This window comes from Microbacterium pratiae (genome assembly GCF_047302165.1).
In the GTDB taxonomy this organism is placed as follows: Bacteria; Actinomycetota; Actinomycetes; order Actinomycetales; family Microbacteriaceae; genus Microbacterium.
In genome coordinates, this window is record NZ_CP154843.1 from 3,214,340 (window position 1) to 3,234,096 (window position 19,757).

Annotated in this window: 19 protein-coding genes; 10 read left to right on the forward strand and 9 right to left on the reverse strand. The window is 71.0% G+C overall.

Annotation, left to right across the window (positions count from 1 at the left end):
* Positions 1-79: 79 nt before the first annotated feature.
* From AA0Y20_RS15310 to AA0Y20_RS15320, 3 genes are all read right to left on the reverse strand, one after another.
* Entirely contained in the window at positions 80-1,207 is a 1,128-nt protein-coding gene (locus tag AA0Y20_RS15310) for a 5-(carboxyamino)imidazole ribonucleotide synthase (protein WP_412935981.1), read from the reverse strand.
* A gap of 76 nt (positions 1,208-1,283) precedes the next feature.
* A complete protein-coding gene (locus AA0Y20_RS15315; protein ID WP_412935983.1) occupies positions 1,284-1,838 on the reverse strand; it encodes a PH domain-containing protein in 555 nt (184 codons plus the stop codon).
* A 62-nt stretch (positions 1,839-1,900) separates the two neighbouring features.
* Positions 1,901-2,689 (reverse strand): biotin--[acetyl-CoA-carboxylase] ligase, encoded by a 789-nt coding sequence (locus AA0Y20_RS15320; RefSeq protein ID WP_412935985.1) that lies wholly within the window; start codon positions 2,687-2,689, stop codon positions 1,901-1,903.
* A 129-nt stretch (positions 2,690-2,818) separates the two neighbouring features.
* Here AA0Y20_RS15320 and AA0Y20_RS15325 point away from each other — a divergent pair, with 129 nt between their 5' ends.
* A complete protein-coding gene (locus tag AA0Y20_RS15325) occupies positions 2,819-4,408 on the forward strand; it encodes an acyl-CoA carboxylase subunit beta (RefSeq protein ID WP_412935987.1) in 1,590 nt (529 codons plus the stop codon).
* Positions 4,405-4,656 (forward strand): acyl-CoA carboxylase subunit epsilon, encoded by a 252-nt coding sequence (locus tag AA0Y20_RS15330; RefSeq protein WP_412935989.1) that lies wholly within the window; start codon positions 4,405-4,407, stop codon positions 4,654-4,656. The genes AA0Y20_RS15325 and AA0Y20_RS15330 overlap by 4 nt, the downstream gene beginning before the upstream one ends.
* 219 nt (positions 4,657-4,875) lie before the next feature.
* Here the strand turns inward: AA0Y20_RS15330 and AA0Y20_RS15335 are convergent, their stop codons facing one another.
* The 4 genes from AA0Y20_RS15335 to AA0Y20_RS15350 are packed head-to-tail and all read right to left on the reverse strand — an operon-like array spanning position 4,876 to position 9,132.
* Entirely contained in the window at positions 4,876-5,946 is a 1,071-nt protein-coding gene (locus AA0Y20_RS15335) for a hypothetical protein (RefSeq protein WP_412935991.1), read from the reverse strand.
* Positions 5,943-7,181: an ATP-binding protein gene (locus tag AA0Y20_RS15340; RefSeq protein ID WP_412935994.1), complete on the reverse strand. Its 1,239-nt coding sequence runs from the start codon at positions 7,179-7,181 to the stop codon at positions 5,943-5,945. The genes AA0Y20_RS15335 and AA0Y20_RS15340 overlap by 4 nt, the downstream gene beginning before the upstream one ends.
* The gene (locus AA0Y20_RS15345) at positions 7,171-7,827 is read right to left on the reverse strand and encodes a response regulator (protein ID WP_412935996.1); all 657 of its coding nucleotides are present in this window, start codon (positions 7,825-7,827) and stop codon (positions 7,171-7,173) included. The genes AA0Y20_RS15340 and AA0Y20_RS15345 overlap by 11 nt, the downstream gene beginning before the upstream one ends.
* 9 nt (positions 7,828-7,836) lie before the next feature.
* Positions 7,837-9,132, reverse strand: a complete 1,296-nt coding sequence (locus AA0Y20_RS15350) for a class I SAM-dependent RNA methyltransferase (protein WP_412935998.1) — start codon at positions 9,130-9,132, stop codon at positions 7,837-7,839.
* 44 nt (positions 9,133-9,176) lie between these two features.
* Here AA0Y20_RS15350 and AA0Y20_RS15355 point away from each other — a divergent pair, with 44 nt between their 5' ends.
* The 3 genes from AA0Y20_RS15355 to AA0Y20_RS15365 all read left to right on the forward strand — a co-directional run bounded on the left by AA0Y20_RS15355 (position 9,177) and on the right by AA0Y20_RS15365 (position 12,167).
* Entirely contained in the window at positions 9,177-9,833 is a 657-nt protein-coding gene (locus AA0Y20_RS15355) for a Maf family protein (protein ID WP_412936000.1), read from the forward strand.
* 98 nt (positions 9,834-9,931) lie between these two features.
* Positions 9,932-11,698: an acetyl/propionyl/methylcrotonyl-CoA carboxylase subunit alpha gene (locus tag AA0Y20_RS15360; protein WP_412936001.1), complete on the forward strand. Its 1,767-nt coding sequence runs from the start codon at positions 9,932-9,934 to the stop codon at positions 11,696-11,698.
* 16 nt (positions 11,699-11,714) lie between these two features.
* Positions 11,715-12,167 (forward strand): hypothetical protein, encoded by a 453-nt coding sequence (locus AA0Y20_RS15365; RefSeq protein ID WP_412936003.1) that lies wholly within the window; start codon positions 11,715-11,717, stop codon positions 12,165-12,167.
* A 109-nt stretch (positions 12,168-12,276) separates the two neighbouring features.
* Here AA0Y20_RS15365 and AA0Y20_RS15370 read toward each other — a convergent pair whose 3' ends face one another.
* Complete coding sequence (locus tag AA0Y20_RS15370; protein WP_412936004.1) at positions 12,277-13,740, reverse strand: NAD(P)H-quinone dehydrogenase; 1,464 nt, start codon at positions 13,738-13,740, stop codon at positions 12,277-12,279.
* Positions 13,741-13,808: 68 nt separating this feature from the next.
* Here AA0Y20_RS15370 and AA0Y20_RS15375 point away from each other — a divergent pair, with 68 nt between their 5' ends.
* The 3 genes from AA0Y20_RS15375 (at position 13,809) to AA0Y20_RS15385 (ending at position 17,077) form a co-directional block, all read left to right on the forward strand.
* Positions 13,809-14,642, forward strand: a complete 834-nt coding sequence (locus AA0Y20_RS15375; RefSeq protein ID WP_412936007.1) for a purine-nucleoside phosphorylase — start codon at positions 13,809-13,811, stop codon at positions 14,640-14,642.
* Between the two features lie 53 nt (positions 14,643-14,695).
* A complete protein-coding gene (locus AA0Y20_RS15380; protein ID WP_412939665.1) occupies positions 14,696-16,369 on the forward strand; it encodes a phospho-sugar mutase in 1,674 nt (557 codons plus the stop codon).
* A gap of 138 nt (positions 16,370-16,507) precedes the next feature.
* A complete protein-coding gene (locus AA0Y20_RS15385) occupies positions 16,508-17,077 on the forward strand; it encodes a GNAT family N-acetyltransferase (RefSeq protein WP_412936009.1) in 570 nt (189 codons plus the stop codon).
* Between the two features lie 10 nt (positions 17,078-17,087).
* Here the strand turns inward: AA0Y20_RS15385 and AA0Y20_RS15390 are convergent, their stop codons facing one another.
* Positions 17,088-19,007: a BglG family transcription antiterminator gene (locus AA0Y20_RS15390; protein ID WP_412936011.1), complete on the reverse strand. Its 1,920-nt coding sequence runs from the start codon at positions 19,005-19,007 to the stop codon at positions 17,088-17,090.
* Between the two features lie 107 nt (positions 19,008-19,114).
* Between AA0Y20_RS15390 and AA0Y20_RS15395 the strand changes: the two genes are divergently transcribed.
* Together AA0Y20_RS15395 and AA0Y20_RS15400 are read left to right on the forward strand one after the other, a co-directional pair.
* Positions 19,115-19,468, forward strand: a complete 354-nt coding sequence (locus AA0Y20_RS15395; protein WP_412936013.1) for a PTS sugar transporter subunit IIB — start codon at positions 19,115-19,117, stop codon at positions 19,466-19,468.
* A complete protein-coding gene (locus AA0Y20_RS15400; protein ID WP_412936015.1) occupies positions 19,465-19,737 on the forward strand; it encodes an HPr family phosphocarrier protein in 273 nt (90 codons plus the stop codon). Before AA0Y20_RS15395 ends, AA0Y20_RS15400 begins: the two co-directional genes overlap by 4 nt.
* Positions 19,738-19,757 lie beyond the last annotated feature (20 nt).

Consider the following 19,757-nt stretch of genomic DNA (forward strand, 5'->3'; position numbering starts at 1 on the left):
TGCAGCGGCGAGGATGTCACCGACCCAGGTTAGGCGGGCGACCTGAGGAATTCCCGGAGCGGCGCGGTGCCCGCGGAGCTCAGTCGTCGAAGTGAGCGGCCACCACCCGAGCGTCGCCCACGACGGCGTCGAGATCGTCCCCCGACAGGTTCACGTGCCCGACCTTGCGCCCCGGGCGGGGGGCCTTGCCGTACGTGTGCACCTTCGCGCCCGGGTGGGCCTCAAGAGCAGCGGGGATCCGCGCCGCGAGCGAGTCCGAGACGGGGCCGCCCAGGATGTTGATCATGACCGACCACGGCGCGCGTGGGGACGTGTCGCCGAGCGGCAGATCGAGCACGGCACGCAGGTGCTGCTCGAACTGCCCCGTCACGGCGCCGTCCTGACTCCAGTGGCCGCTGTTGTGCGGGCGCATCGCCAGCTCGTTGACGAGCAGACGTTCGTCCGCCGTCTCGAAGAGCTCCACGGCGAGCATGCCGGTGACGCCCAATCCTTCTGCGATGGCGACCCCGATGTTCTCGGCGACCTCGATCAAGCGCTGTCCCGCGCGCGGAGCCGGAGCGATGACCTCGGCGCACACGCCGTCACGCTGCACCGTCTCGACCACGGGGTAGGAGCGCCACGCCCCGGAGGGCCGGCGCACGATCTGCTGAGCGAGTTCGCGCGTGAACTCCACGAGTTCCTCGACGAGGAGCTGTCCGCCCGGCTCGAGCGCGTCGAGCCAGTCCGCGGCCTCCTCCGCGGCCCGCACCACCCGCACTCCCTTGCCGTCGTATCCGCCGCGGGGGGTCTTCACGACCGCACGTCCGCCGTTGTCGTCGAGGAACGCCTGCAGGCCGGCGGCATCCGAGATCGCTGCCCACTCGGGCTGCGGCATCCCGAGCTCGGCGAGACGGGCGCGCATGCGCAGCTTGTCCTGCGCGTAGAAGAGCGCGTCGGGGCCGGGGTGCACGGCGACGCCCTCGTCGACGAGCGCGCGCAGCACCTCCTGCGGCACGTGCTCGTGGTCGAAGGTGACGACGTCGACATCACGCGCGAAGGCCCGCACCGTCTCGAGATCGCGGTAGTCGCCCGTCGCGGTCGCCGCGATCGCCGCGGACATCCCGGTCTCCTCCGCGAGCACACGCACGTCGAGGCCCAGCTCGACGGCGGGCGCGATCATCATGCGGGCCAGTTGCCCTCCGCCGACGATTCCTACTCGCAACGACATGGCGCCTCCTCCGGGTTCGCATCCATCATCGCGCACCGCGCCGGGTCGCCGCACGCGCGGCCGGGCTCAGGCGAGATCAGGAGTCGGAGCCGACGACGGGCATGCTGTGCGAGTCGCGATGCGCGAGGATCTGGCTCACCTCGACCTGATCGGCGAGCACCTCGTGGACGAGCCCGACGGCCGGGATGCTCCGCAGCCGCATCGACGGGTCGACGCCGTTCGAGAGCGTCAGGGTTCCCGTGCCGTTGAGGCGTTGCAACGGGCCGCGCGACTCGTCGATGCCGTACCCGCGGATATGGCTCAGCTCGGCCCGCCGCCGAACGATGAGTCCCGAGGACTCGATGACCCGACGCGTCGTGATCGTGTACGAGTGCGCGAGCCAGCGGAGGTACGGCAACACCACGAGCAGGACGACGATCAGGCCGGCTGCCGACCAGAGCATGACATCGGTGAAGGGCTCGGGCAGGTTGTCGGTGAAGTACCCCGTGACACCGGCGATCACGATGAGCAGCAGCGCGGGCCACAGCAGGGGCCCGGCGTGCGGACGCAGTCGCGCGACCCGCAGCTCCGGCGCGGCGGCGCCGGGCGCGGGCGCCACGGGCCTGCCGAACGAGGTCGCGGGGTGTGTCACAGCACCATCATGACCCGCGGGCACGACATCGCGACGACGGCACGCCCGGATGGCGCGAGGCCTCAGCCGGCGCTGCGGACGTGGACGACGTCCCCGGCGCCGACGACGCTCTCGACCGCGCCCGTCTGCACGACGAGACGGCCGCCCTCGTCGAGACGGCGCGCAGTGCCCGTCAGCGCCTCACCGCCGGGCAGCGACACGACGACGTCCTCGCCGATCGTGACGCATGCCGCCGCGACGCGTTCGCGAAGCGATGCGTCCGCCCCCGCCACCGCGAGGTGCGCGATGTGATCGCGCAGACCCGCGAGATAGTCCGCGAGCAGCCGGTCCTCGTCGACCGCGGCACCGAGCGCACCGAACGACGTCGCCGTCGCCACAGGCAGATCGACCTCGGCCATGGTCGTGTTGACACCGGCGCCGAGGATCACGTCGCCGGCCTCGCCCGGAAGGACCTCGGCGAGGATGCCGCTGATCTTCCGCCCGTCGACCAGGATGTCGTTCGGCCATTTCACGCCCACGCGCCGATCGCTCAGCTGTGCGGCGATCGCATCGCTCATGGCGAGACCGGCGACGAGCGGGATCCAGCCGCGCGCCTGCACCGGGACCGCCCCGACCCGCAGCAGCACGGAGATCGCGAGCGCGGTGCCCGCGGGGGCGGTCCAGCTGCGGTCGAGGCGGCCGCGTCCGGCGCGCTGGTCGGTCGTCAGGAGGACGGAGAGGTGCGGGTGGGCATCAGGATCGGCCTCGACGTCGCGACGCAGGTGGGCGTTGGTCGAATCGGTGTGCTCCACCACGTGCAGGCGGGGCGAGACCGCAGCGGCGCGGGGGTAGCCGTTCTCGGGGATCGTCATGGCGCCACCCTACGGCGCGGCATCGGGGCGCAGCGAGGGGTTGCGCCCGAGGGTTCCCACAGCGGATCTCTGCGGTCGTTGTGGGTGTGCTCCAACGGCTGCGGGGCGGTGCTGGATAGGGTGGAACGCGTGACCGACCAGCCCGACCTGTCCACGACCGCCGGCAAGATCGCCGACCTCCGCGCCCGCTATCAGACGGCCGTCGTCGACGCCGAGACGACGGCACACGAGAAGCAGCACAAGAAGGGCAAGCTCACCGCCCGCGAGCGCATCGAGATGCTCGTCGACCCGGGATCGTTCGTCGAGATCGACGAGTACGTGCGCCACCGCACGACCGCTTTCGGCATGGACCGTTCCCGCCCGTACGGCGACTCCGTCGTCTCGGGGGTCGGCACGATCCACGGACGCACGGTCGCGGTCTACTCGCAGGACTTCACGACGTTCGGCGGCTCGCTCGGCGAGTCGGCGGGCGAGAAGATCATCAAGGTCATGGAGCTCGCCCTGCGCGGCGGGATGCCGATCATCGGCATCCTCGACTCGGGCGGCGCACGCATCCAGGAGGGCGTCGTGGCCCTCGGCAAGTACGGCGAGATCTTCCGCCTGAACACCGCCGCGTCCGGCGTCATCCCCCAGATCTCGCTCATCATGGGGCCCGCAGCCGGCGGCGCGGTCTACTCCCCCGCCCTCACCGACTTCGTGATCATGGTGGACAAGACGAGCCAGATGTTCGTCACCGGCCCCGACGTCATCAAGACGGTCACGGGCGAGGACGTCGGCATGGAGGAGCTCGGCGGCGCTCACACCCACAACACGCGTTCGGGGGTGGCGCATTACCTCGCCGAAGACGAGGACGACGCGATCGACTACGCGCGCTCGCTCCTGAGTTTCCTGCCCGACAACAACATGTCGGACGCCCCTGTCTACGAGACCGGCTTCGAGTGGGAGACCACCGATGACGACCGTACGCTCAACACCGTCATCCCCGACTCGCCGAACCAGCCGTACGACATCCATCAGGTGATCGGAGGGCTCGTCGACGAGGGCGACTTCCTCGAGGTGCAGCCGCTGTTCGCCCCCAACATCGTCGTCGGGTTCGGTCGGGTCGAGGGACGCACCGTCGGCATCATCGCCAACCAGCCCTCGCAGATGGCGGGCACGCTGAACATCGACGCGGGCGAGAAGGCCAGCCGCTTCGTGCGCTTCTGCGACGCCTTCTCGGTGCCGATCGTCACGCTCGTCGACGTCCCCGGGTACCTCCCGGGTACCGACCAGGAATGGACCGGTGTCATCCGCCGAGGCGCGAAGCTGCTGTACGCCTACGCCGAGGCGACGGTCCCTCTCGTGACGGTCATCCTGCGCAAGGCCTACGGCGGCGCGTACATCGTCATGGGCTCGAAGCAGCTGGGCGCCGACATCAACGTGGCGTGGCCCACCGCGGAGATCGCCGTGATGGGCGGCCAGGGCGCGGTCAACATCCTGTATCGCGGTGAGATCAAGCGCGCCGAAGAGGCGGGCGAGGATGTCGCCGCTGTGCGGTCGCGTTTGGCCTCCGAGTACACCTACAACGTCGCATCCCCCTTCCTGGCGGCCGAGCGCGGAGAGCTGGACGGCATCATCGAGCCCGCACAGACGCGTGTCTACGTCGCGAAGTCGCTTCGCGCGCTGCGCGGAAAGCGCGCCGAGCTGCCCGCGAAGAAGCACGGGAACATCCCGCTGTGACCGGCTCGGACGACGCACAGCGTGAGGCGGAGCGCGAGGAGCGCCCCCTTCGCATCGACGTGCGCCGCGGCAATCCGACGCCGGAGGAGCTCGCGGCGCTCATCGCGGTGGTGAGCGAGTCGTACGCGCAGGAGGCGGCTGAGGCGGTGGCCCCCGAGCCGGAACCCGAATCCGCGTGGCGACGCTCGGCGCGCGCCCTGCGGACACCGCTGCGCCGCGGCTTCGGCTGGGGAAGGTTCACCGGCTGACAGCCCTGCCGCGCGTGCGACCTCCGGGCGGTCTTGTCCCCCGAAATACCTACAGACAGATCTGGCACGCTGTCGCAGACTGAATGTGCTGGAACGCTACTGCGTTCGGTCACCTGTGCTTCACGCCGGTGACTGCTGCGAGTCGGTTTTCGGGTAACCACTCGCATGGCGAGGGGCGGGCGGCTTCGCCGCCCCTCGCCCCCAGCATCTTCCTCCGGGTCAGGGACGCGGACGAGCGATCTCGCGCCAGAGGTCCACTGTCTCGTCGGAACCGTCCGCGTGACGCGATCGCCCGACCACCGTGACCGCCGTGTCGGGGTGCGTGGACGTGCGGATGTAGAGGCGCTCCGACCGGACGCCGTCGAGAACCGCAGCCAGTTCGGCTCGGATGGCGGCCAGTTCACGCTCATCGAGACCGTCGAGGCCGCCCTCGTCGAGGAACGTGACGTGCGAACCGGCGCGCCGAACATCCTCGAGCACGCGGCGCACGGCGTCATCCAGCAGACGCGGTCCCCGCAGTTCGTCGCGCAGACGCCCCTCGGCGAGCCGGGCCTGCAGCCGCTCGTCATCGTCGAGGTCGCCGTCGGCCTTGATCGTCCGCGAGAGGACGGGCCCGGCCACGGCGAGCGCGCGCTGCACGCGGACGCGCCTCTCGCGACGACGCCCCTCCTGCGTCGCGAGCCACTCCGATGCCTCGCGCTGGAGTGCGGTCAGCTGCGCGGTCTCGATGGCCGCGCGGTCGATCAGCAGCACGATGATCTGCGCCCCTCCCACCCAGAGCGCCGAGCCGACGGCGCCGAGCGACAGCGTGGGCTCGGGACCGATCCAGATCACCGATTGCAGGAAGAGCATCGCGATGCCCGACCACGCGACGATCGACCGGCGACGGACGACGAGGACCGCCATCAGCGCACCGAGGCCGCCCAGACTCCAGGTCGCGAAAGGCTGGAGACGTCCCTCCTCGCCCGCCGCCCACCACGTGGCCGAGGGGATCACGACCGTCACGACGAAGGCGAGCAGCGCGATCCACAACGGCAGCGGCGCGGGCCGGCTCATCCCGGCCGTCACGGCGCTCACCGCCGGAACGTTCGCCAGGGGCTCGGACGGCACGCCCATCGGCCGCGTGGGCCAGAAGATGCACAGCCCCGTGACGGCGAGGTAGACCACGAGGTTCAGCACCAGCACGATCGGCACATCGACGGGGCGGGTCCAGAACATGCCGCCGACCGCCAGGTAGGCCGTGAACGCGACCCCGAGGGCGGAGAGCACCCAGCGGACCGAACGGTTCATGAGCGCTCCCGCCAGCTGATCGCCACCGTCGTCCCCGACGCGTCGGAATCGACCGTGGCCACTCCCGCCACCGCAGCGACCCGCGCGATGATCGAAGCTCGGATGCCGAGGCGATCCTCGGGGACACGAGCCGCCTCGAACCCCGGACCCTGGTCGCTCACCGTGATGCGCAGCCCCGTCCCGTCGGCCCGGAAGTCGACCCGCAGATCCGCCGCGCTGGCGTGCTCGACCGAGTTGGTGACGGCCTGTGCCGCCGCGAGCTGCAGCGCTCGCGCGACGCGACCCGGGACCGGCCGGGCGTCGGGTCGGATGTCGTGACTGACCGCGGCGGCGGGGTACAGGCGCCGGACGGTGGCTTCGAGCTCGGCGCCGATGGCCGCGGCATCCACCGGCGCGTCAGGCCCCTCCCCGGCTTCCTGATCGACATTGGCGAGGCGCGTGAGCGCGTCACGCGCCATCGACACGGCGAGGGTGCGCTCCCGATCGGTCTCGGCTCGTTCCGCGGCGATGAGCGCCGCCAGAACACTGTCGTGCATGAGGGCCGCCACCGCGACCCGTTCCTTCTCGACAGCGTCGGCCGCGGCAGCCTGCGCGAACGAGCGCACCGCCCCCTCCCGCCCGTTGTCGATGCTGGCTGCGAGGGAGCGCAGGATCCATCCCACGACGATCAGCACGCTCGCGAGGATGATCGCGAACACCGAGTCCAGCGCCACGTCGAGCACGGTGGCCGGACTCAGGGGCAGGAGCGTCAATCGCATCGCCCCGTAGAGCAGCGGCAGCAGGAACGCCCAGACGATCTGCCCCGTGAGGGGCATGCAGAAGACCGCCGCGACGGTGCCGACGTTGATGAGGAACCAGAGCCAGGGCTGCTCGTCGATCGTGGTTCCGGTTCCGGCCGCGAGCGGCCAGAGCACGGTCGCGACCGGGAAGACGCCGGCGAAGATGCCGGTGAACACGCGGACGGCCCACGAGGTGAGGAGCGAGACGCACATCATGAGCAGCGAGCCCAGCACGGCGACGAGGAGGACCGTGTTCCAGGTCGAATGCCCGGCCGGTGCGCTGAGCGCGCCCACGAGCGCCTGGATGCCGATGACCGCGCTTCCGGCTCCGACGACGATGCCCAGGATGCGATCGATGCGCGACTGCGTGAAGCGCTGCGTCTGGGCCAGCGCTTCGCGGAACTCTGCGGGCCGTCGGGGACCGGGGATGCCGACGCCGGAGGGTTCAGCGGGCATCGGAGGCTTCGGCGACGAGGCCGTCTTCCATCGCGCGACGGAGGAGGTCGACCTTGGTGGGTGCGGGACGGCCGACCTCGACGTACTTCACCCGGACGCGGGTGATGTTCTCCTTCGCGGTGGAATAGGCGATCCCCAGGCGTTCGGCCACGGCCTTCAGCGGCAGACCCGCCGCATACAGTCGCAGCACGTCGCGCTCGCGCGCGGAGAGCTGGGCATCGGCGAACGCCCGGTCGCCGTCGACAGCACTCGCCCACTCGACGTTGTCGAGATGTTCGCCCCGCGCGACGGTCTGGATCGCCGCGACGACGTCGTCGGCGCGCGCCGACTTGCTGATGACGCCGAGCGCACCGGACGCGAGCGCCTCGCGCACCGCGACGGGACGGTCGGCGACGCTGTGGACGATCACCTGCGACCCGTCCCACACGAGCTGCGCGACGTTCTCGGACACGGTGGCCCCATCACCGAGCATGAGGTCGAGGACGACGACATCCGCGGGAGCCTCACCCGTGTCTTTGCGCCACCGCAGGTACTCAGCGACGGTGCTGCCGGAGAAGACGACATCGCCCACTCCGGCCCGGGAACAGGCGGCGGCGAGACCGAGTCGGACCGACTCGTGATCGTCAATGAGTGCCACCCGTGTCATGCGCTCAGCCTAGGACAGCGGACCCTCGTCGGTGAGTACCGCGACCGCCTCCACGTGGTGCGAGTTGGGGAACAGATCCAGGCCCTGCAGCGACGCGGGGCGGTAACCGCCCGCGCGGAGCATACCGAGGTCGCGCGCGAGGGCGACCGGATCGCACGCGACATAGACCAGCGTCGCCGGACGCAGTCGCAGCAGGGAGTCGACGACCTCGCGTCCCGCCCCCGCCCTCGGCGGGTCGAGGACCGTCACTCCGGCGCGCAGGCGGGCGCGCTCGGCGTTCGAGGCGGCCTGCTCGGTCTGGGCGAGCCAGCGGTCGACGCGACCGGTCTCCGCGCGCGCCCCCACCCACTCGGCGAGGTTCTCGCCGGCGTGATCGGTCGCGCGCGGATCCGATTCCACGCTCGTGACCCGCGTGGCGGGACCGCCGAGCTCCGCGACGGCGGTCGCGAGGAGGCCGACGCCGCCGTACAGGTCGAGGTGCCACGCCTCCGGATCCACCGCGTCACGTCCCGCTGCGCGCAGCCCCTCGTGGACCGCGTCCCGCAGCGCCGCCGGGGCGAGACGGTGGACCTGCCAGAAGCCGCCCGCATCGACGCGGAACTCGCGGTCGCCGACACGCTCGACCACGACGTCGCGCAGCGCCGGATCCACGACGGGGCGCGGTCCGCCCCGGCCACGCCGGCGAGCGACCTCGGGCCGCGGGAGTGCGCGCACACGTCCATCGGCGGGCTGGACCAGGTCGAGACGACCGGGCGCGGCCGAGCGACCGCGGGACACCGCCTCGGCGATCGCGGGCGTCGCCAGCGGCAGATCATCGACCTCGACCACTCGGTGCGACCGCGCTGCGAAGGGGCCGATCCGCCCATCCTCGTCGACGTGCAGGCTGACGCGCGTGCGCCATCCGGTGCCGTCGGCGGTCTCGTCGGCGCCGGCCGCGCTCACGACGACGTCGCTGTCGACGCCGCCGAAGCGCTGGAGCGCGTCGCGGAGGACACGCTGCTTGAGCTCGCGCTGGTGCCCGATCTCGATGTGCCCGAAGTCGGCGCCGCCCGGCCGGTTCTCGGGAGCGGTGCCGATGTCAGCGCGAGACCAGACGTGCGGCCTCCGATGCGGCGACGCATCGAGCACCTCGAGCGCCTCGGCACGCCAGAAGGACGACTTCGCGGTGTCGGTCAGGCGCGCACGCACCCGCTCACCCGGGATCGCATCGGGGACGAAGACGACGCGGCCTTCGTGACGGGCGACGAAGACGCCGCCGTGGGCGACGTCGGTGACGTCGAGATCGAGAAGGTCGCCGGACTGCATCCCACGATGCTCGCACACGAGCGCCCACGGGTAGCGTGAACGGCATGCGCGTGTGCCTCGCCTCGACCTCCCCCGCCCGCCTCATGCTGCTGCGTCAAGCCGGCATCGAACCGTCGACGCGGGCGCCCGAGGTCGACGAAGAGGCCGTGGTCGCCGCGCTCGAGGCCGCGGAGGGCAGGACCCTGCCGCCCGACGAGCACGTGCTGCTGCTCGCCCGACGCAAGGCCGCCGACGTCGTCGTCGCCCTCACGCGGGACGAGCCCGACTTCGACGGCATCGTGATCGGCGGCGACTCGATGTTCGCTTTCGACGGAGAAGTGCTCGGCAAGCCGCTGCTGCCGGCGGTCGCCGCCGAGCGATGGGAACGGATGCGCGGGGGAACCGGCATCCTCCATTCCGGGCACTCGGTCTTCCGCGTTCGCCCCGGCGCCTCGCCCCGCGAGGCTCACGCCGTCGCCGAGGCCGCGGTGACGTTCGCCGACGATATCTCCGCCGACGAGATCGCGGCGTACGTCGCCACCGGCGAGCCCTTGCAGGTGGCGGGCGCGTTCACCGTCGACAGCCTCGGCGGCGCCTTCATCACGCGGGTCGAGGGCGATCCCTCGACCGTCGTCGGGATGTCGCTGTCGACGTTGCGTCGTCTCGTCCGCGAGCTCGACGTGGCCTGGACCGACCTGTGGACCTCGGCCGGCGCGTCGTGAGTACGGCGCCCGCTTCGTAGGCATCCGCCCACGTTCAGTCGATCACTTTGTGCGAGTGATCCAAAAGACGAGCGCCTGCGCTCGCTAGGCTGGCATTCATGCCTGAGATCGCCAAGGTCCTGATCGCGAACCGCGGCGAGATCGCCGTCCGAATCGTGCGCGCCGCCCGAGACAGCGGGAAGGCGTCCGTCGCCGTCTACGCCGACCAGGACCGCGACGCGCTCCACGCCCGCCTCGCCGACGAGGCCTACGCGCTCGAAGGCGCCACGAGCGCCGAGACCTACCTCTCGATCGAGAAGATCCTCTCCGTCGCACGCCGCTCCGGCGCCGACGCCGTGCACCCCGGGTACGGCTTCCTCGCCGAGAACGCCGAGTTCGCCCGCGCCGTCATCGCCGCAGGGCTCGTCTGGATCGGCCCCTCCCCCGAGGCCATCGAGGCCCTCGGCGACAAGGTCACCGCGCGGCACGTCGCCGAGAAGGTCGGCGCTCCCCTCGCCCCCGGCACCCCGGGGCCGGTCGACGGGGCCGACGAGGTCATCGCCTTCGCGAATGAGCACGGGCTGCCGATCGCCATCAAGGCCGCATACGGCGGCGGCGGGCGTGGCCTGAAGGTCGCGCGTGAGCTCGACGAGATCGCCGAGCTCTTCGAGTCCGCGACTCGTGAGGCGATCGCCGCCTTCGGCCGCGGCGAGTGCTTCGTCGAGAAGTACCTCGACAAGCCGCGCCACGTCGAGACGCAGTGCCTCGCCGACGCAGCAGGCAACGTCGTCATCGTCTCCACGCGTGACTGCTCGCTGCAGCGACGCCACCAGAAGCTCGTCGAGGAGGCACCGGCCCCCTTCCTCAGCGCCGAGCAGAACGACATCCTCTACACCGCCTCGAAGGCGATCCTGCGCGAGGTCGGCTACGTCGGCGCGGGGACGTGCGAGTTCCTCATCGGCGCCGACGGCACGATCTCGTTCCTCGAGGTCAACACCCGCCTGCAGGTCGAGCACCCCGTGTCCGAAGAGGTCACCGGCATTGACCTCGTCCGCGAGCAGTTCCGCATCGCCGAGGGCGGCACGCTCGACTACGACGACCCGGCCCCCGTCGGACACTCGATCGAGTTCCGGATCAACGGCGAGGACCCCGGCCGCAACTTCCTGCCGCAGCCCGGCCGCATCCACGTCTTCAAGACCTTCGGCGGCCCCGGCATCCGCCTCGACTCCGGCGTCACGGCGGGCGACTCCGTCTCGGGCGCGTTCGACTCGATGCTCGGCAAGATCATCGTCACAGGCCGCACCCGCGAGGAAGCGCTCGAGCGCTCGCGCCGCGCACTCGACGAGTTCGAGGTCGCCGGCATGCCCACCGTCCTGCCGTTCCACCGGCGCGTCGTGCGCGAGCCCGCCTTCACGGCGGAGGACGGCACGTTCGGCGTGTTCACCCGCTGGATCGAGACCGAGTTCGTCAACGACATCCCCGCGTGGGACGGCGAGCTCGAGACGCCGGCGCAGCCGAGCGGCCGGCACACCGTGGTCGTGGAAGTCTCGGGCAAGCGCCTCGAGGTGAGCCTCCCCGACCGGGTCGCATCGCCGCCGGTCGCGGTCGGCCGCCCCGCGCAGGTGCCGCCGTCTCGCCGCTCGCACGCGGCGAGCGCCAGCGCCGCCGCATCGGGAGACGCCGTGAAGTCGCCCATGCAGGCGACCGTCGTCAAGGTCGCTGTCGAAGCCGGTCAGCAGGTCGTCAAGGGCGACCTCGTGGTCGTGCTCGAGGCGATGAAGATGGAGCAGCCCATCCAGGCGCACAAGGACGGCGTCGTGGGCGCCATCGACGCGACCCCGGGCACGACGGTCGGCGCTGGTCACCCCCTGCTGACGATCTCCTGAGCCGTAGGGTGGGGGCATGCGCCGCCCTGCACGTGTCATTCCCGTCGTCTGCCTGCTGGGGCTCGCTCTCGGGCTGAGCGCCTGCGCTTCGGACACGGTCGACCTCGCGGCGGCGGACGCGTGGCTCGCCTCGGTCGCGGCCGAACAAGCCGGAGCGGATGTCGGCATCGGCACGGCGAGCGGCCATACGATGCCGCTCGAGAACTCCGGCGACCGGAGCGACGGTGTCATCCTGACGCTCGCCGAGCCGGCGCCGGCGAGTGCGGTCGAGGTGCGGTGCTTCGGCGGTCACACCGCGACGGTGTTCGTCGAGGCTTCAACGGCGTCCGGCTCGCGCGGCGTGGAGACGAGCATCGATTGCGACGAGGAGCCGCACGCTCTCGAACTCGTCGATGTCACCCGCACCACAGCCGTCAGGATTGCCGTACGCGCCGAGCCGGAGACGCGCTACTACGCCGATGTGAGGTGACACGGCGACGCATCGTCGCGCACGAGCATCGGAGAGTGACGCGTACCTCGGAGCGGTCGCCGGAATCACTCTGACGTTCGCGCGATTCTCCGACGCTCGTGCGCTCGGCTCAGGACAGCGGGTCCTCGTCGCGCTGCACGAGGTGCATCGCGCGGGCGGCATCCGTGATGCTCCCGGTCAACGACGGGTATACAGCGAAGACGCGCGAGAGCTGGTCGACCGTGAGGCGCCGCTCGACAGCGATCGCGATCGGGTAGATGAGCTCCGACGCGCGGGGCGCCACGATAACGCCGCCGATCACGGTGCCCGAGCCCTCGCGCGCGATGATCTTCACGAAACCGTCCTTGACGCCCATCATCTTCGCGCGCGGGTTCGCCGCGAGCGGGAGCTTGTGGACGTAGCCGTTGACCAGACCCGACTCGATGTCCTTCTGCTGCTGCCCGACCGTCGCGATCTCGGGAGCGGTGAAGATGTTCGCGGTGATGCGGCGGCGGTCGAGCGGGATGACGGTGTCGCCGAGCGCGTGGAAGACGGCCTGGCGCCCCTGCATCGCGGCGACCGAGGCGAGCGGCACGAAGGTGGTGCAGTCACCCGCTGCGTAGATGTTGGGCACGGAGGTGCGCGCGACACGGTTGACCTGGATGTGGCCGGAGTCGGTGAGCTGGACGCCCGCCTCCTCGAGGCCGATGCCCGCGGTGTTGGGGATCGACCCCACCGCCAGGAGGCAATGGCTCCCCTCGACAGTGCGCCCATCCGAGAGCGTCGCCACGACGCCGTTCTCGGTTCGCTCGACCTTCTCGGCGCGGGACTTCGACAGCACCGTCATTCCGCCGCGCTTGAAGACCTTCTCGATGACGGCGGCGGCGTCGACGTCCTCACCCGGGAGCACCTGGTCGCGGCTCGAGATGAGCGTGACCTTCGCACCGAGGTTCATGTACGCCGAGGCGAACTCGGCCCCCGTCACTCCCGACCCCACGACGATGAGGTGCTCGGGCAGCGATTTCATGTCGTAGAGCTGCGTCCACGTGAGGATGCGTTCGCCGTCGGGCTTCGCGCTCGGCAGCTCGCGCGGCGATGCACCCACCGAGACGACCAGGGTGTCGGCCTCGACACGATCGAAGTCGGTGCCACCGGGGCCCGTGGCGGCGATGAGGGCATGCGTGCCGTCGAGACGGCCATGACCGGAGATGATGCGCACCCCCGCCTCGATGAGCTGCGCACGCATGTCGTCGGACTGCTGGCGAGCCAGCGAGAGCAGCCGGCGGTTGACCGCCGCGAGATTGATGGCGACCTCGGGCTTGAGCGGCGTACCGGAGTCGGACCGCGCGAACAGCTGCACCCCGAGATCGGAGGCCTCGCTGATGGCGACGGCCGCGTCAGCCGTGGCGATCAGGGACTTCGAAGGGACGACGTCGGTGATGACGGCCGAGCCGCCGACGCCGGCGCGTTCGACCAGGGTCACCTCCGCACCCTGCTGGGCGGCGGCCAGGGCCGCCTCGTATCCGCCGGGGCCGCCGCCGAGGACGGCGACGCTTTGGGTGCGCTCGAAGCTGAGAGGCGACATGGTCTCCATTCTTCCTCAGCCGCGGAGACGGTCGCGCACACCTGCGTCCGAGCGGTCGCGCGTCTTAGAGTGGGAAGATGCTTGACTCCTCCGCGCACCCGCTCGACGATCCCGCTGTCGACCCGCTCGATGTGGCCCGCGAGGCGGCGGCCGACATCGCCCGCATCAGCGGCGTCGAGCGCCACGACATCGCGCTCACCCTCGGCAGCGGCTGGGGCCGCGCGGCCGAGCTCATCGGCGAGACCACCGCGACGATCCCGGCCACCGATGTCACCGGGTTCAGCAAGCCCGCGCTCGCGGGACACGTGGGAACGCTCCGCAGCATCCTCACCCCCGAGGGCAAGCGCATCCTCGTCATCGGCGCTCGCACCCACTACTACGAGGGGCACGGCGTGCGCCGAGTCGTGCACAGCGTGCGCACCGCCGCCGCCACGGGCGCCAAGATCATGGTGCTGACCAACGGAGCGGGCGGCATCAAGCCGACGTGGCACCCCGGACAGCCGGTGCTCATCAGCGACCACCTGAACCTCACCGCCGATTCGCCGCTCGAGGGTGCGACCTTCGTCGATCTGACCGACCTGTACTCCTCCCGGCTACGCGACGTCGCCCGATCGATCGACCCCACGCTCGACGAGGGCGTCTACACGCAGTTCCGCGGCCCGCACTACGAGACGCCTGCGGAGGTCCGGATGGCTCGCACGCTGGGCGGTGACATCGTGGGTATGTCGACAGCGCTCGAGGCCATCGCCGCGCGCGAGGCCGGAATGGAGATCCTCGGGTTCTCGCTCATCACCAACCTCGCCGCCGGCATTCAGGAGACTCCTCTCAGCCACGCCGAGGTGATCGAGGCCGGACGCGAAGCCGAACCGGTGATCTCGGCACTCCTCGCCCGTGTGATCGAGGCGCTGTGACCGCCGCGGACGAGCCCGTCACGGGCGTCGCGGTCGACACCACCGCCCCGGCGGTGCCGTGGGATGCGGCGCGGGCGTGGCTCGCTCAGGATCCCGACCCGGAGACCCGAGACGAGCTGACGGCCGTCATCGCAGCCGCCGAGGCGGGGGATGCCGCAGCCGCGGCCGACCTCGTCGACCGATTCAGCGGACGTCTGGCTTTCGGCACCGCGGGACTCCGCGGGCGGCTCGGCGCCGGAAGCAACCGCATGAACCGCGTGCTCGTGACGCAGGCGGCCGCCGGCCTCGCGGCGTACCTGCTCGAGAAGGCAGGCCCGGATGCTCCGCCCGTCGTCGTCATCGGCTACGACGGACGCCGGGGCTCGGCGCGTTTCGCGCAGGACTCCGCCGAGATCTTCGCGGGCGCCGGGCTGCGCGCCATCCTCCTGCCCCGACTCCTTCCGACGCCGGTTCTGGCCTTCGCGGTGCGGCACCTCGGCGCCGACGCGGGCGTCATGGTCACCGCGAGCCACAACCCGCCCGACGACAACGGGTACAAGGTGTACCTCGGCGGCGCCGACGACGGCTCGCAGATCGTCCCGCCCGCCGACGGCGAGATCGCCGCGCACATCCAGAAGGTGGCGGATGCCGGCGACATCTCCCTCCTCCCCCGCTCCGAGTCGTACGAGACCGCCGACGACGCGGTTGTCGAGGCCTACGTCGCGGCGACGGCCACCGTCGCCCCGGCCCCCGCGGGGGCGAACGGGATGCGCTGGGTCTACACCGCCATGCACGGCGTCGGGACCGAGACGATGCTGCGCATCCTCGACGCCGCCGGCTATCCCCACCCCGTGCCGGTGGCCGAGCAGGCCGAGCCGGACGGCCGGTTCCCCACCGTTGCGTTCCCCAACCCCGAGGAGCCCGGCGCGATGGATCTCGCGCTCGACACCGCACGCTCGAACGACGCGGAGTTCATCCTCGCCAACGACCCCGACGCCGACCGCCTCGCCGTCGCGATCCCGGATGCGGCAGCCGAGGGCGGCTGGCGACGGCTGACCGGCAATCAGATCGGTCTGCTGCTCGGCTGGCGCGCGGCCCGGCGAGCAGCGGTGGGCGGGGTCGCCGACGGCGCGTCGCTCGCCTGCTCCCTCGTGTCCTCGCCCGCCCTTCAGGTCGTCGCCGAGCGCTATGGCCTCGACTTCCACGCCACCCTGACCGGCTTCAAGTGGATCTCGCGCGCCCCCGGGCTCGTCTTCGGTTTCGAGGAGGCGTTGGGCTACCTGGTCAACCCCGAGACCGTGAAGGACAAGGACGGCATCTCCGCCGCCGTCGCCATCCTCGGTCTCGCCGCCGAGGCCCGCGAACAGGGTCGGACCCTGGGCGATCTGCTCGCGGAGTTCGACGCCGAGTTCGGCAGCTTCGCCAGCGGACAGGTGTCGGTCCGCGTCGACGACCTCGCCGTCATCGGACGCATCACGACCGCACTCCGCGCGGCGCCGCCCACCCGGATCGGCGACGCCGCGGTCATGTCGTTCGAGGATCTCGCCGCGCCGGTGTCGGGTCCGCCGCTCGGCGACATCCTGCGCCTGTGGCTCGAGGGCGACGCCCGCATCCTCGTGCGCCCGAGCGGGACCGAGCCCAAGCTCAAGCTGTACCTCGATGTCCGGGGAGAGTCGGCCGCCGACGCGGCATCCCGGCTCGCCGCGCTCGAGGCCGGCGTGCGCGAGCTGCTCGCGAGCATCGGCTGATCCCGCCGCCCCACCCCACAACACCCCGATACATTCGTTGGACGCGTGGTGCTGGTGTCGCCTCAGGCGGCACCCGGCACGACACCAGCACCGCCGGTCCGACGTCTGTATCGCGCCCCGCGCCGATAGGCTTCGGGAGTGCTGCTGACGGAACCTGTGGAGCTCGCCGATGAGCACGTGCGGCTCGTGCCGCTCGGAAACGAGCATGCCGACGAGCTCGCGAGCGCGACGATCGGTCTCGAGTACGCCTGGTACACCTCGGTCCCCGATTCGGTACCGGCCGACATCGCGCAGCGACTCGCCTGGCGCGACGAGGGCCACATGAACCCGTTCGCCGTGCTGCGCGACGGCGTGGCCGTGGGGATGACGACCTTCTGCAACATCGACCAGCCCCACCGCCGGGTCGAGATCGGGCACACCTGGCTCTCGCCGGCCGTGCAGCGGACGGCCGTCAACACCGCCGCGAAGCGCCTGCTGCTCGGCCACGCCTTCGAGCGCTGCGACGCCATCGCGGTGGAGTTCCGCACGTCATGGCACAACCGTCAGTCGCGCGCGGCGATCGAGCGGCTCGGTGCGAAGCAGGACGGTGTGCTCCGCAACCACCGACTGGGGCCGCAGGGGACGCTGCGCGACACCGTCGTGTACTCCGTCCTCCCCCACGAGTGGCCCGCGGTGAAGCTCGGGCTCGAAGCGCGACTCGCCCGCTGAACGCGCGGAATCAGCCGTCGACGACGGCCACGAGCTCGTCGAGGAAGGCGCCGAACGTCGTGCCGCGCCGCACGATCCGCTGCACGCTCTCGCGCTCGCTGAACACCTCGACCAGCTGCTCGAAGACGGTCTGGAACGCGGCTCGGTCCGACTCGGAGAACGCCACCATCGCAACGACCTGCACGCGGCCGTCGCCCCATGCGATCGAGGGATCGGCGATCCCGAGCGAGATTGCCGTGCGCGTGGCAGTCATCCCGATCGCGTGGGGCACGGCGAGCGCGTCGGTGAAGGCCGTGGACGACAGCCGCTCCCGCTCGATCGTGCGCTCGATGTAGTCGTCGTCGATGACGCCCTGATCGACGAGCAACGAGCCCAGCTGCCGGATCACGCCCTCTTCTCCCCCATCGCCGTCGAGCCCGCGGGTGAAGGCGGTCGGGTCGAAGTAGCGCTCCAGCTCGGCGCGCAGGCGGGCCAGGCGCCGGGCTCGGCGCAGGCGTGCGGCGGCGGTCTGCACGCGATCGATGTCCGCGTCGGTCAGGAAGGGCTGGATGTGGACGATCCGGTCGCTCATGACCGGCGGCGCGATGGTCGAGAGGATGAGGTCGGTGTCGATCGAGGCCCAGTCGGGGTCCACCCGCGTCTCGACCCCCACCACGTCGAGCGCCTGCCCGAGCGATCGGTCGACACTGGAGCGAAGCAGCTCGTGCAGCTCGTAGTACCCGGGGCACACGATCGTCGCCGTCAGGGCCTGCGCCGACAAGCGGCTGCGTTCGAGGCGGCCGCCGACGTGCATCGCGATGTAGGCGATCTCGTCGTCGAGGAGCGGGATGCCGAGGAGGCCCCGCAGTGCGTCCGCGATGTACACGGCGACCTCGAAGATCATCGGATACGTCGTCTTGAGCGATCGCGTGAGCGGGTTCCGCGACCACGCCTGCTCGCGCGCCCGGTGTTTGAGGTTCTGCACGTGCAGCGACAGGCGCAGCACGAAGTCCTCCTGGTCGATGTCGACGAGGAACTCGGCCGCCGCCCGCCGCACGACGTCGCGCACCGCTGTCGCGACATCCGGATCGATGCGCTCGCGGATGAGCGCCGCCGGCTCAGTCGCACCGGGTGCCACGACGCGTGTGAGCACGAGCGCCGCGAGATGCTGGCGATCGCCCGAGCCCAGGACGACACCCAGGTGCCGCCGTGTGAGGCGGTCGAGGATGTCGCCGACCTCGGCGCGGAACGCGGCGTCGTCGGCCTCCGCCACCTCGAGCGCCCGACCCCGCGTGATGCGATCCGCGGCGATGGCGATGTGCATGACGACATCCCCGATGCCGAACTCGTTGACGAAGTAGCCGAGCTCGGTCAGCTCCGTGACCAGGTCGTCTTTGAACGGGCCGAAGGCCACCGCGCCGACGGACCGCTCGCCGAGAGTGCGGCGGAGGCTGTCGAGGTCGAAGGATCCGTCGTCGGTCTCCTCGTGGGCGAGCCGGCTGAGGAGACGTCGCTGCGCCATCTCGGTGCCGCGCAGCCTCGCGCGCGAGGAGGTGCGTTCGAGGCTGAGCTCGGTACCTCCGAGCAGTCCGCGCACCCGGCCGAGGTCGGCGTCGATCGTGGCGGGGCTCACGAAGAAGGCTTCGGCCGTCTCGAACACGTCGATGCCCTCGGGAGAGTCCAGCAGCGCGCGCACGAGACGGTGCAGCCGGTCGCGCGGCGTTCCCGCGTCGCCCACGTGCACGGCAGCGGCGCTGTCCGGGCCCGACCGATATCCCTGCGGGCCGGACTCGACCACGACACCGTCGGGAACCCGGGCGTTCAGCGCCGTCACATAGCTCCGGATCGAGCGAGGGGTGACCCCGATCGCATCGGCGAGCTCGGCTGCCGTCACCCAGTCGCCGTCGCGCGCGAGAATCGCGAGGACGCGGTCCTGCCGGCTCCTGGTCACGCTCCCATTCCATCATGGCCCGGGTGACCTTCCGCCCCTGCGGAAGCAGGAAGGCCTTGTCGCCTCTCAGGGCACTCACAACAATGGGGAGAGGAGGAGGCGGGTCGATGAGGATCCTGGTCGTATGCGGCGCGGGTGCGTCGAGTACTTTCGTCGCACAGCGAGTGCGCCACGCGGCGCAAGCGCGCGGTCTGGACATCACCGCCACCGCCGGAACCGAGCAGTCACTGCCGATCGATCTCGATGCGGCGGACATCGTCCTCGTCGGCCCCCAGCTCATCCCGAAGCTGGACCGGATCACCGAGGCCGCGGCTGCCCGCGGGACGCGCGTCATCCTGATGCCCGCCGACATCTTCCGAGATCTCGACGGCAGCCGGACGCTCGCGCTGATCACCGCTCCGGCCGCCTCCGACACACGTTCCAGCACCGACATCCCTTCAACGGAGAGGACCACCTCATGAGCGAGGCATCGCGCACCGTCCGCATCGGATCGTCCAACGGGCTTCACGCCCGTCCCGCGAAGCTGTTCGCTCAGGCGGTGAAGCAGTCGGGCGCCAACGTCACGATCGCGAAGGGATCGGGCTCGCCCGTGAACGCCGCGAGCATCCTCGGAGTCATCGCGCTCGGCGTCGAGTACGGCGATTACGTCACCCTCACGGCCGACGGCGAGAGTGCGGAGAGCGTCCTGGACGAACTCGCCGACCTGCTCGCCACCGACCACGACGAGTGACCACGAACGACCATCGATAC

Bases quoted from the DNA above. Each gene is read 5' to 3' on its own strand.
- AA0Y20_RS15350 (WP_412935998.1), bottom strand. From the start codon at position 9,132: ATGCAGTCCGGCGACCTTCTCGATCTCGACGTCACCGACGTCGCCCAC.
- AA0Y20_RS15400 (WP_412936015.1), top strand. From the start codon at position 19,465: ATGAGCGAGGCATCGCGCACCGTCCGCATCGGATCGTCCAACGGGCTT.
- AA0Y20_RS15310 (WP_412935981.1), bottom strand. From the start codon at position 1,207: ATGTCGTTGCGAGTAGGAATCGTCGGCGGAGGGCAACTGGCCCGCATG.
- AA0Y20_RS15335 (WP_412935991.1), bottom strand. From the start codon at position 5,946: ATGAACCGTTCGGTCCGCTGGGTGCTCTCCGCCCTCGGGGTCGCGTTC.
- AA0Y20_RS15370 (WP_412936004.1), bottom strand. From the start codon at position 13,740: ATGGAGACCATGTCGCCTCTCAGCTTCGAGCGCACCCAAAGCGTCGCC.
- AA0Y20_RS15365 (WP_412936003.1), top strand. From the start codon at position 11,715: ATGCGCCGCCCTGCACGTGTCATTCCCGTCGTCTGCCTGCTGGGGCTC.
- AA0Y20_RS15395 (WP_412936013.1), top strand. From the start codon at position 19,115: ATGAGGATCCTGGTCGTATGCGGCGCGGGTGCGTCGAGTACTTTCGTC.
- AA0Y20_RS15345 (WP_412935996.1), bottom strand. From the start codon at position 7,827: ATGACACGGGTGGCACTCATTGACGATCACGAGTCGGTCCGACTCGGT.
- AA0Y20_RS15375 (WP_412936007.1), top strand. From the start codon at position 13,809: ATGCTTGACTCCTCCGCGCACCCGCTCGACGATCCCGCTGTCGACCCG.
- AA0Y20_RS15320 (WP_412935985.1), bottom strand. From the start codon at position 2,689: ATGACGATCCCCGAGAACGGCTACCCCCGCGCCGCTGCGGTCTCGCCC.
- AA0Y20_RS15360 (WP_412936001.1), top strand. From the start codon at position 9,932: ATGCCTGAGATCGCCAAGGTCCTGATCGCGAACCGCGGCGAGATCGCC.
- AA0Y20_RS15355 (WP_412936000.1), top strand. From the start codon at position 9,177: ATGCGCGTGTGCCTCGCCTCGACCTCCCCCGCCCGCCTCATGCTGCTG.
- AA0Y20_RS15340 (WP_412935994.1), bottom strand. From the start codon at position 7,181: ATGCCCGCTGAACCCTCCGGCGTCGGCATCCCCGGTCCCCGACGGCCC.